Origin of the sequence: Legionella gresilensis (genome assembly GCF_900639865.1) — a bacterium.
Lineage (GTDB): Bacteria > Pseudomonadota > Gammaproteobacteria > Legionellales > Legionellaceae > Legionella_C > Legionella_C gresilensis.
The window spans coordinates 339,698-351,390 of the sequence record NZ_CAAAHX010000004.1 but is presented as its reverse complement, the minus strand read 5'-3'; the positions used below and the strand labels follow the sequence as shown (position 1 = coordinate 351,390).

The following is an 11,693-nucleotide window of genomic DNA, read 5'->3' as shown; positions in this document are numbered from 1 at the left end:
CTATTAATTAGGCCTAATAGTAAATTTAGTTATTATTAACTGCGAAAATAGCTAAAAATTAAGACTTATATTCTTTCATATCCGATTTTGTGCAAGGATGGCTTTTAGCTCATAAGAAAATAGAAAATTCATCATTGTTTAAAGTTCACATAAAGGCAGTATTTAAACCCTAAAACCGCGTTTAATCTAAGATCATTAAAAAATGCTTTTTAGTCAGCATAAAGAATAGTTTATTTTTATTAAAAAATCCTTATACTAACTGCGAAAGTTATATAAGAACGCAGCTACTTAAAATAGTAACCTGCACTATTTATGGATGAATTGGTAAAAACTGTATAACTCGATAACTATCCCATCTTAAACAGCCTTAATTAAAGGATTAGATGAGTGCTAAAAAGCTTAATAAATTCTAGTTTTTTTTATTTTTTACTTCCCGCTTATCTAGCAGTGATACTGCTTTTGACTTTTTTTTATATACCTCAGGACTTCTATTTTGGTATTGTCGCTTATTATCTTATTATTACTTTACCTATTTTATTATTAACGCTTCTATTCCCATTTAAGATGGCTTTACAGGATTATTATGCATCAATAATTAAACAACCACGTTACAAATATATTATATTTTTAACTTGCATTATTATCACGCTTTGTGGCCCCTTAGATATCTACATTAATGGTTTTAAATTACTTCATCCAGAAACTTACGCTATTTTTAAAGGAGTAGGTAGATACATCAGGCATATTACTATACTTTGTTGGATTTTTATTCCAGTAGCCTTTATTTTTGTTTCTAATCGATTTATAAAAGTCTTCCTTTGCTCATATGCATTATTATTTCCTATTCTTATCATCGATAGAAACCGCCTGTTTTTAGGGGGGTATACTTTTTTTCTTTGTTATATACTTTCCTATTTATGCGCTAAGAAGAATAAGCTATCAACAAAGCTCACTTTTATTTGTATACCCATTATCATTTGTGCAGTTTTTTCTTCTTTAGGCTTCTTTAGAAGCGGTAACATGTTAATTATACCCTCTTCTAGCCAGAATTTAATTCCTGAAGCTTATCCGTTAAGCGATGCACTTTCCAACTTAGTGCCTAGCCTACAACAGGTTATCTTATATGTAACCTCACCTATTTTTAATTTTTCCACTGTTGTTGCATCTAATTTCTTAAATCCTGAAGTCTTACAAAGTCAATTTTCTCCCTTTAGTCGGGAGACTTTAAACGCTTATCTTTATACACCTATTTTCGTCCCACGTTTTAATGTTGGAACAGAATTTTATCCATTTTTACTTTATGGCGGATTGCCGCTAGTAGTACCCGCCTATCTTTTTCTTTTAGCTGGATTTATGCTCTCCTCTTTTTTATTAAAAAGATATCCTAATATCTTTACATTTTTAATTTTTATTAAAATCTCTTATAGCGCTCTTTTTATGAATTTTGCGCCGCAGTATTATATATTATTAAATTTTTTATTTTGTATCTTAATGTTAGTTCTATGGAGTATTGCTGCAACTTTAAACTGGGCGGTAACAACACATCGCAAGGAAATCATTTATGAAGCATAGATGTGAACCTAAAGCTCATTATGCTGTGCTCATGGCTGTTTATAATGGAATAAAGTATCTTCCTAAGCAGATAGAAACGATTTTATTACAAAAGGATGTTCGTATTACGCTCTTTATTAGCGTAGATGTATCCGAAGATGGAAGTGAGCGCTGGGTAGACGACTTATCCTCGAGTGATCCTCGTGTTATTATCTTACCGCATGGCCAGAAATTTGGCTGCGCCGCTAAAAATTTTTTCCGTTTAATTCAGGATGTAGATTTTTCACAGTTTGATTACATTGCTTTTGCTGATCAAGATGACGAGTGGTACTTAGATAAATTATCAAGAGCTGCCACACTTCTTGGTACGTCAAGTTTTAAAGTCTATTCAAGCAATGTTATTGCCTTCTGGCCAAATGGCAAAAAAAAATTAGTTAATAAAGCACAACCGCAAAAAAAGTGGGATTTTATTTTTGAGTCTGCTGGCCCTGGCTGTACTTATGTGATGACACAACAATTTGCTTTGGCATTCAAAAAACATTTGTTAAATATAGATGATTTATCTCAGCAGATAAGTTTTCATGATTGGTATTGTTATGCATTTGCTCGAGCACATCATTTTAAATGGTTTATAGATGCTAGACCAAGCATGCTTTATAGGCAACATGTGAATAATGAAATGGGCGTCAATGCGGGACTTAAAGCTTATTATTACCGTTATAAACAAATTAAAAATGGCTGGTGGCTTATGCAAGCGCGTACCATTGCTAACCTAGTCGGTTTATCTGAAAGTAATTTTATAAAAAGCTGGGCAAACCGGGGACGAAAAGGATTGATTATATTGGCGTTATATGCGTTCCAATGTCGGCGTAAAAATCTAGACAAAATTACCTTTACACTCATATGTCTTCTTTTAGCTTTTAAAGGTAATTATAATAAAAAGGCGACTATTACTTTACAAAGAGAAACACTTTAAATAGTAAATAACGCTAGCTTATATTAAGATCACCCTAAAAGGAGATGATATTGTCCACTTAAGAATTAGATTTGCTAAATCAGTTTTATAAAATTTATTTAACCTAAGCTAGTAACTATGAATAAAAATGAAAAACATAAAGCATTAACTTATAATAGTGAGCCGACTTTATTAGATCATCTTGCTTTTCTATGGTATAAAAAATGGATTATTAGTAGCATTACTTTTCTAAGTTTATTTACTGCAATTTTATACATTTTCTATACAAAACCCATATATCAAGTACAAACTGTTATTTTGCCTTTAACTCTAACTGAAATAGAACAATTAAATTATCAACGCGCTCAAGGTGAAGATATTCGTACGTTAGGTAAGCAAGTAGCAATACCTTCTTTCACTATAGAAGAAATTTACGGTACATTTACGAAAGACTTAATAGCTGAATCAACAAAGATTAATTTTCTTAAAAGCAATGTAGGTCAGCAGTGTAAACCACCTAACGCCAACCTCACAATTAGAGAAACCCCTCAACCTAACTCTGTGAAATATAGTGTTACTGTAAAGAGTTATAATTCAGAACAAGCTAAACAATGTACTATTAACTATTTAACCTTTGTAAAAAGCAAGGCAACACAGAAAATTTTAAAGCTAGTAAATATGCAAAATAAAAAATTACTAAGACATTTACTAAACGAAATAAAGATAACCAAACGAGCTCTAGCTGTAGACAAAAGATATAACGACGAAACACTTAAATCAGTAAAAATTACTGATACCGTTAAGCTAGCACTAAATCAAGATAAAGCGATTAAAAGTGATGAGATTATAGCTGCCTCATCTACTTATAAAGAGCTAAACTTAGTTTATTTAAAACAAGGGTTATCTAAGCAACAAGCTTCTGTTGATCAGCAAGCAAGAGCTGTTCTAAAAAATATGCGTCGAGATATGTTAGAGCTTAAGCTTTTTAATAAACAAGCTAAATATCAACTCTATAAAAACATTACTAAAGATAGTGAAAAAATAAGCCCTATTTTCTTTCATCTTGATAAACCTATTGAAATACCTAATTCGCCTATTTGGCCTAAAAAAACCTTTATTCTAATTGTTAGTGTTTTTTTGGGCTTAATCCTAGGTTTATTTACTGCTGTTCTGCATAAATTTATTACAAAAACTTAAATTAGCTTGGTGACGATATGAAAATTTTAGTAACTGGTGGCGCTGGATTTATTGGTTCTGCTTTAATACGGTATATTATTAATGATACACAAGATACAGTTTGTAATATTGATAAATTAACCTATGCAGCTAATTTACAATCTCTAACTTCAGTAAAAGATAGTAGTCGCTATTCTTTCAAGCAAATTGATATTGTTAATGCAACTAAATTGGATGAAGCAATTTCTTCTTTCCGCCCTGATGCAATTATGCATTTGGCTGCAGAAAGTCATGTTGATCGCTCAATTGATGGACCAGCCGAATTTATTGCAAGCAATATTGTAGGCACCTACACTTTACTAGAATCCGCAAGAAGATACTGGGAAAAGCTTTCAGATAATAAAAAAGAAATTTTCCGCTTTCACCATATTTCAACTGACGAGGTATATGGTGATTTGGAATTAGAAGATGACGCTTTTACTGAAAAGACCCCCTATGCACCAAGTTCACCCTATTCAGCTAGTAAAGCAAGTTCTGATCACTTAGTTAGAGCCTGGCATCGAACTTATGGTTTACCAATCTTATTAACTAATTGCTCTAATAATTATGGACCTTTCCAATTTCCGGAAAAACTCATACCTAAAACTATTATACATGCTTTGTCTGGTCAGGCTATACCTATTTACGGCCAGGGATTGCAAATTCGTGATTGGCTTTATGTAGAAGATCATGCACAAGCACTTTATCAAACCCTACTTAAAGGTAAGATGGGTGAAACTTATAATATTGGTGGCTGTAATGAAAAGAAAAATATTGAGGTAGTCTCCAGTATTTGCACACTGCTTGAAGAGCTTGCTCCACAAAAACCGCAGGGATTAGCTTCATATGCTGACTTAATTACGCATGTTACGGATAGGCCTGGACATGATAAACGCTACGCTATCAATGCAGAGAAAATTAAAAGCGATTTAGGTTGGCAGCCAAAAGAAACGTTTGAAAGTGGTCTTCGGAAAACTGTAACTTGGTATATAAATAATTTAGCCTTAGTAAGCTAAATTGTGCTTAAGCTGCATTCAATTTTTGATAAAATTGCTGCATACCAAAGCATTGTAATGAAACCAAAAATTAGTTTTGTAATTTCAAGCTATAATCCTGTAAATTTTTGCTGCATTATTAAATGGTATTCAACTTGATATTGCCACAGTCACTGTGGCAGCCAAGATTAATATTATAAACGTAGGTATATTGTTAGCTTCTATATAACCTTGCTATTTCAACCATTATTTTTTATTTAATTTAAGCTTGAATAACTTGATCGTATACCTTTCTTAAATAGGTCCTGCTTTGTTTATTATCTGTCTTACATATATTATTAACATAATCAGATAATGAACCCTCCTGCTGGCCAGAGTATAGCTGTTCATTAAAATCTTTATTACCTTTTGGTAAAGTTAAGGCATATTCAATTAGCTCTAAGAGGTCATCGCGAATAGGATCATATGGAACAATATTTTTTGATATTTTCTTAAGAAATGCTTTGTCGCGATTGTCATATGTATTAGTTATTGATGGGATACCTGAGGCAGCTGCTTGATAAGCAATAATGCCTGGGTGAGCAGAATAAATCATTGATACAACCACATCACATGAAGAAAGAAGATCGACATATTCCTGCTTGGAAAGCTTACTTAGCACATAAATTTGAGTGCCATTGACCTCATAAGAGTATCGGGTGTCAACGGTACCAACCATATAAATAGTATAGTCTTGATGCTTCATACAAAATGCTTCGGCAGTCTCGCGTAATAGATTTGATAAATTTCTTAAATTAAAACATTCTGGACGAAAGTAGAAGAAAAGCTTTTTAGTTTTCTTTTCTAAGGCACTTATCGGCTCAATTTTAGGACTTGTGATAAAGATTCTTTTGTCTTCCGTAACAAGATTTTTATTTACTAAGTAACGCTTTAAAATCTCAGTAGAAAGAATAAGATTGCGTGCACTATAAATTGCTTTTTCTACTTCAATATATTTTTCACTTAAAGGATAATCGCATGCCTCAAATTCCTGACAATAATAAATTGTTTTATTAACATCATTAAATAAACGAGATGCCTTATGAAAAAGATAATGATTAAAGCAAATAATAAGAGTTGGAGCATAATCTAAGTCTTTTAGCTCACTCTCATGAATAACTTCAATATGCTCAGCGTAGCGAGTTGCGAGGCTTGGCGTAAATTCTTCACATTCTACTGATAAGACTATTTTTTTAAATTGGGTAAATATAGGAGCAAAGTCATTAAAAAATGCAGTATATCCCCCATAGAAAATGTCTTCTTGTAAATGAGAAAATAAAATAAGGAGAAAAGGCTCTTTACTCTTTGCTAAAGCCGGTAAAGCTTTATACTTCGTGAAAGAAGCATAAATATTTTTCGGAGCAAATAATCCTGTAGGATAATTAGGCATTACAGAAAAATTTTTTTGCAACTGATTATTACTCCATATTCTGCCTTCATCTTTGCCGTTTAGACAATAATGGATATAACCACAAGGAATTTTTCTACTCGCAACGCTCTTTGCCACATCTGGATATGCAGCTAAATAAAATTCTTCGTTAAAATCTATTAGACTTTGTTCTCCTTTAATTAGCTTATGAAGCTCGTGTTGAAATTTTAATAGACCTAAGTATTTATAGTCTGACCTTTCATAAACTGATTTCTCTAAATATAAAAAAGGTAATATTTCTTCATCTGTATTATTGATTAACTTGTATTGGTGATTATCAATAAATTTAGCCAAATCTAAGGGATTTGTTATGGAGTTATCATGCTTAGATGTCTTTGTGGAATTGAGAGTGATTTTAATCCATTTATAGCCTGCATGTTCGCATATGAAAAAATATAATCTTTCTATAGCATGTGCTAAGGTAGCATCTGTTTCTTGATTTTCTATAGGAAAGTCATTATAAGTAAGATGAGCATTTAACAACGATTTTAAACTTGCTGATCTACCCCAAAACATAGACCCTGAAGGAAAATCTATACGATTATTATTCTGTAATTTTATTCCCAACTTCTCTGCAAAACTCTGAGCGATTTTAAAATTATTTGCCCATCCCACATGCGGGCGAAGTAAGTGGAAGTGTTCAGGCGCAATCATGCCTAAATCTTTATCCCGCCTAAATGCCTCAAAAATACTTTGAATAATTTTTTCAGAGCCTAATAGAGTCTCAAATAAATAATTCCGCCAGCCCATTCCTTTGTAATGTGGTGATTTTTTTGTATGGATATGTAGAAAAAACTCATATTTAGAATAAACATGTGCAAATTCAATTAACTTCGGCGCAATATCTCTTCCACGATTTTCAACGATTTTTACACTGACAGATCCTTTTGCCCACTCTAAAAAATAGTTTTCAATTTCCACCTTTTTTTCTTGAGTATTAGTTGTGATAAATAAATCAAATGAAAAAGGAATATTTTTCAAATAACCTGAAATTTCCTCTAAAAGATCAACATAAAACATATGGCATATGACTGCTATTTCTGGATCCGTTGTCCATTTTTCAAATGAATAATTTAACGGAATTTGCAAACAATATTTTATAGGAGCGCCCGCAACTACTTGAGATGGGATCGTTAAAAAATTAGAAATTGTTTTTCTAATGCCGCCATATGTACGACATTTTTTCAATAATTGTCCAGAAAGCAAATATTTAAAGAATTTTATAAAAGCTCTAGAAATTAACACAGAATACAAGTAGTAAGGATAACTTTTCATTCTGGACTGTACCCTTCCTTTTAACTCTCGGTAACCTTCTTCCTTGTAAATTTGGTAACTTTTATTTGCCAGTTTAATAGCTCTTTGAAATTTTAACATTGCGCTTCCTATAATTCGAATTGGTTTAGAAACCTTCCAGCTCAAAGAATTTTTAATAGCTTCTAGTTGGTTTTGATATTCACAAATAGAAATATTTTGGTTATTAGCATGTTGAAAAAGCTCTTTATGCTGATTGCTTAATGCATTATATTTTTTAGTTATCTGCTCAAGCTCACAAGTTAAAGCTGTATTTTGTTGATTTTTATCTTGTATAGCTTGGCCTAAATTACTAAAAGGGAGCAAAGTATCAAGTGGCCAGCATACTTCACTACAAATAGTTAAGCCTATAACTTCACTATATATATTTGCTTCAAGCTGACAATAGTTCTTTATTTTGTCTAAATCAATTTCAAACCCTGCTTCTCTATAAGCTTCCTGAAAGAAATCTAAGCGAGTTTTTATATTAGTATAAACTGGTTTCCCAAACCTAGAAAGGCTATTGGTCAAAGCCAATAAACATCTAAATAAAATAAAACCTACAGATAAGGGCTGTTTAATGATCCATTCTTTATCAATTACATGAAGCTGGCCATCTGAACTAATAATAATATTCCAACCCATGTCAAAACACTCACCTGATACAGATGTATCAATAGTAAGTGCCTCTTTAGATATAGTTGGAGTACATAACGATAAAATAATATTTATATATCGACGTAAAAAACTACCTACTTCACGAATGTGCCATCCATCCTGAGTTACTATCCTAATTAAATCGAATATAAGTAATTTCCCGGATATATAACTAGCTTTATTTTCTAAAGAATGAGTGATCCATTTTGTCTTTAGTCTAATTGTTTTAGGTTCTAACAAATGATAATGAACTTCAAGGACCCCAGCTTCTATTTGCTTAAAAATGGTTGCTTTACAAAAATAGCTACGCCTTTCAGTGCTGTAATGGTAAGCAAGTGTATTAGTATTTGATAATTTGTTTGTCGTCGCTAAGCTAGCCACAATTAAAAATGAATTAGCAACATCTAAAGCTAACTTGTTATCGCATAGACTAGGCCATACTAATTCAGGTGAAAAAGACAAAAGGCTAGGTAATTGCAGATCTTTTTTAACTGATGCGTTGATTAAAGGTATAGGGTCAAATTCTTCATGAGTAAACCCTTGTTCATCGATAATTGTTACCGGAAATTTATAATCTGGAAAAGCTCCAAAGAAATTTGTAGAAGCAAAACCTGCTTGCTTAATATAGTTTGTCAAAACTTGCCGGCCATAAGTCTGAGGCCCATCATTATGATAACGCCCTTCAATACCATACATAGGTAAGCCTAAATGATCTTCAGGCGCCCCAGCAAAATATTTTAAGCCGAGCTGATTTTCAATAGCTATAATTAATTTGCCCTCAGGTTTTAAAAATCGACAAACTCGTTTTAGTAAAGCTAGTACAGGCGGCTCTTCTTCTGAAGACATATACATATTAGCGTACTCTAATACACCAATTAATGTAATAAAATCAAATTTCTTATTTCCTTGAAATTGATCAAACCGTTCACAAACTACTTCTACATTTTTTAAATCGCGTGTACGCATTCTTGTAAGAGCAGCACGTCGATAAGTACCTTCTAAAGCAACAACATTTGCCCTACTTTCTCCTAGGAAACGAGTTACGGCTCCACATCCTGCACCTATTTCTAATACTTCGGCGCCATCAAGCTCCTTTTGAAAAGGCCTTAAAATATTAGCTCTAGCGCTACTTAAATGATAGGACCAGGGCCAGTTTGTGCAGTATTTTTTTAATTGTGTAGATAATACACTTAAGTCATTTGCTTCGGTTAAAATAACAGCAAGCCTTTCTTCAACCTCGTCACCATCACTATAGGGAATGCTTTCATAATCGGGACGAGACCAGACTTGCGTTTTGCTATCTAAAATATAAACAGAATCAAGAGTAAATAAAAAATTCATTAAGAAATTTCCTTTACTTTTAATGTAAGACCTAAATCAGCAAGTCCAAAAAAGTTAGTTAGCGGCTTTACATGAAAGTGAATAGAGTCATATCTTCTATCATGCGGAATAATCTCCTCCCCTTCGCGCGTAGCAATACCTAAAGAAATAAAGTAGTCCCCAGATGCTAATAAACAGTTGAAAGAAGCATTAAATTGGTAAACTTGATCTTGAAGCCCTGCTCTCTGTAATTCTAATAGCTCAAGCATTTCTGAATTAGTGCCATATACGGTAATTCCTTCAACAGTCTTAATGGTGATACCAAAGATTGGACGTACAAGCTCTTGCATTAACTTTATTGAAACACTTAATAAAATAGTTTGGCCTGAACAGACAGAAATTGGATAAGGTTCCTCGCCTGCCTGCATATAAAAATCAAGTATTTTTGCTTTTTTGTCGCCCCAGCGGTATTCGTTAGGATTATAACCTGGGCGGCTAGCAAACACATCTTCTATAATACTTAGATCATACGTTAGGAAAGGGTTAGACAATAGACTATTTTTTTGGGTTTCCAGTTTAGGAGTGGGAAGGCTTTTTACCGATTGCTTACCAAATAACAAATCCATATACCTATTGGTAACATCTAGGGGTTTACCCGTTTCTAACATTACACCATTATCTAACAAAATCGAGCGCGAGCAATGCTTAATAATTTGATCGCTTGAATGTGTAACTAAAAGTATGCTTGTTCCATTCTCTTTTAATACCCGCAAACGTTCAAAACATTTAGCCTGGAACTTAGCATCGCCTACCGCTAGCGCTTCATCAACAATTAGAATGTCAGGATTAATTTGAGCTTGAATAGCAAACGCTAGTCTTACCATCATACCACTAGAATAGGTCTTTACAGGTTGTTCCATAAAGTCTTTCATATCAGCAAAAGCGACAATATTTTCATAACGCTCGTCTATTTCATCTCGAGTCAAGCCAAGAATTGAGGCATTCATGTAAACATTTTCACGACCTGTAAACTCTGGATTAAATCCCGAACCAAGCTCTAGTAATGCAGCAATGCGTCCGGTTTTTTTTATTGTACCTTCAGTTGGAAGTAATGTGCCGCAGATAATTTGTAATAGAGTTGATTTACCTGAACCATTACGACCAATAATGCCAACAGTTTCACCTCTTGTGACAGTAAAAGATATATTTTTTAATGCCCAAAATTCTTTAAAATATTTTTTTGCTTGCTTTTTAAATCTTTGCTGAAGAGGAGAAAAAAGGAATTGCTTGAGTCTATCTTTAGGTGTTTCATAAATTTGATAACATTTACTGAGATTGTTTACACTAATACATACATCATTAGATAACATCTGCAAATCCTTTTCTTGTTTTTTGAAAAAGACTATAGCCAAGCCAGGCAAAAATACACGCGACTAACATATAAAAGCTTAAGCCCTTCCAATTAGGTAAATTGCCCCACAATATTATGTCTCGCATTTGCTCAATAATAAAGGTTAATGGGTTAGCCAAAATAATGGGCCTATATTTTTCAGGTACAGCGGTAATTGGATAAAATACGGGAGAAAGAAAAACCAACATTATCGTTAATAAATTAATAAACTGCCCAATATCACGCAAAAATACTCCTAATGCGGAGAAAATCCATGCCAACCCCGCTGTAAATAAGCAAAGTGGAAATAAAATAATTGGCAGGAAAAAAAGGGTTAAATGGATATGGCCTGTTAATAAGAGGAAAGACACTAATAATACCAGTATACTAACAGCCGCGTTAAATAAAGCTGTACATAATGTAATAACTGGCAATATTTCTAAAGGAAATACAACTCTTTTTACATAATTATTATTAGAAATAATTAAAGTAGGAGAACGATTTAAGACCTCGGCAAAAAAGTTTTGGATAATTAATCCTACAAAAAAGATTAATCCAGATTGAAACGGATCTGTATTATCTACGCCTGTCCAACGAGAATGAAAAATTTGTGAAAAGACAAAGGTATATACGACTAACAGAGCTAAAGGATTAATGAAAGACCAGGTAAAGCCTAAAAGGGAGCCTCGATAGCGACTCGCTATCTCTCTTTTAGTCATTTGTAAAATTAAATATTTATTAAGTATAAGACTTCTCATTAAAGCAAAAGGTAACGTGGGCTGTTTAGGCCAACGAGAAACCGCTGAAAGTGAATTGGTAGGGCTTTGTGCTATCTTTGAATTTGTACTCATA

7 protein-coding genes are annotated in these 11,693 nt (G+C 33.0%); 4 read left to right on the top strand and 3 right to left on the bottom strand.

Going from position 1 to position 11,693, the window contains the following annotated elements; translation table 11 throughout:
* Positions 1 to 387: 387 nt before the first annotated feature.
* From E1P04_RS06895 to rfbB, 4 genes are all read left to right on the top strand, one after another.
* Complete coding sequence (locus tag E1P04_RS06895; protein WP_131782179.1) at positions 388 to 1,572, top strand: hypothetical protein; 1,185 nt, start codon at positions 388 to 390, stop codon at positions 1,570 to 1,572.
* Positions 1,562 to 2,527, top strand: coding sequence for a glycosyltransferase (locus E1P04_RS06890; protein WP_131782178.1), 966 nt, complete (start codon positions 1,562 to 1,564; stop codon positions 2,525 to 2,527). The genes E1P04_RS06895 and E1P04_RS06890 overlap by 11 nt, the downstream gene beginning before the upstream one ends.
* 117 nt (positions 2,528 to 2,644) lie before the next feature.
* Positions 2,645 to 3,703 carry a Wzz/FepE/Etk N-terminal domain-containing protein gene (locus tag E1P04_RS06885; protein WP_131782177.1) on the top strand — a complete coding sequence of 353 codons (1,059 nt, stop codon included), beginning with the start codon at positions 2,645 to 2,647 and terminating at the stop codon, positions 3,701 to 3,703.
* A gap of 17 nt (positions 3,704 to 3,720) precedes the next feature.
* Positions 3,721 to 4,737, top strand: a complete 1,017-nt coding sequence (gene rfbB, locus E1P04_RS06880; RefSeq protein WP_131782176.1) for a dTDP-glucose 4,6-dehydratase — start codon at positions 3,721 to 3,723, stop codon at positions 4,735 to 4,737.
* 241 nt (positions 4,738 to 4,978) lie between these two features.
* Here the strand turns inward: rfbB and E1P04_RS06875 are convergent, their stop codons facing one another.
* From E1P04_RS06875 to E1P04_RS06865, 3 genes are read right to left on the bottom strand one after another with little or no spacing between them, the layout of a single operon-like run.
* Positions 4,979 to 9,472: a rhamnosyltransferase WsaF family glycosyltransferase gene (locus E1P04_RS06875; protein ID WP_131782175.1), complete on the bottom strand. Its 4,494-nt coding sequence runs from the start codon at positions 9,470 to 9,472 to the stop codon at positions 4,979 to 4,981.
* A complete protein-coding gene (locus tag E1P04_RS06870; protein WP_131782174.1) occupies positions 9,472 to 10,821 on the bottom strand; it encodes an ABC transporter ATP-binding protein in 1,350 nt (449 codons plus the stop codon). Before E1P04_RS06870 ends, E1P04_RS06875 begins: the two co-directional genes overlap by 1 nt.
* The gene (locus E1P04_RS06865) at positions 10,811 to 11,692 is read right to left on the bottom strand and encodes an ABC transporter permease (RefSeq protein WP_131782173.1); all 882 of its coding nucleotides are present in this window, start codon (positions 11,690 to 11,692) and stop codon (positions 10,811 to 10,813) included. The genes E1P04_RS06870 and E1P04_RS06865 overlap by 11 nt, the downstream gene beginning before the upstream one ends.
* Position 11,693 lies beyond the last annotated feature (1 nt).

What these genes read in the sequence shown, in the direction of transcription:
- E1P04_RS06870 (WP_131782174.1), bottom strand. Translation starts at nt 10,821, where the DNA reads ATGTTATCTAATGATGTATGTATTAGTGTAAACAATCTCAGTAAATGT.
- rfbB (WP_131782176.1), top strand. Translation starts at nt 3,721, where the DNA reads ATGAAAATTTTAGTAACTGGTGGCGCTGGATTTATTGGTTCTGCTTTA.
- E1P04_RS06875 (WP_131782175.1), bottom strand. Translation starts at nt 9,472, where the DNA reads ATGAATTTTTTATTTACTCTTGATTCTGTTTATATTTTAGATAGCAAA.
- E1P04_RS06865 (WP_131782173.1), bottom strand. Translation starts at nt 11,692, where the DNA reads ATGAGTACAAATTCAAAGATAGCACAAAGCCCTACCAATTCACTTTCA.
- E1P04_RS06890 (WP_131782178.1), top strand. Translation starts at nt 1,562, where the DNA reads ATGAAGCATAGATGTGAACCTAAAGCTCATTATGCTGTGCTCATGGCT.
- E1P04_RS06885 (WP_131782177.1), top strand. Translation starts at nt 2,645, where the DNA reads ATGAATAAAAATGAAAAACATAAAGCATTAACTTATAATAGTGAGCCG.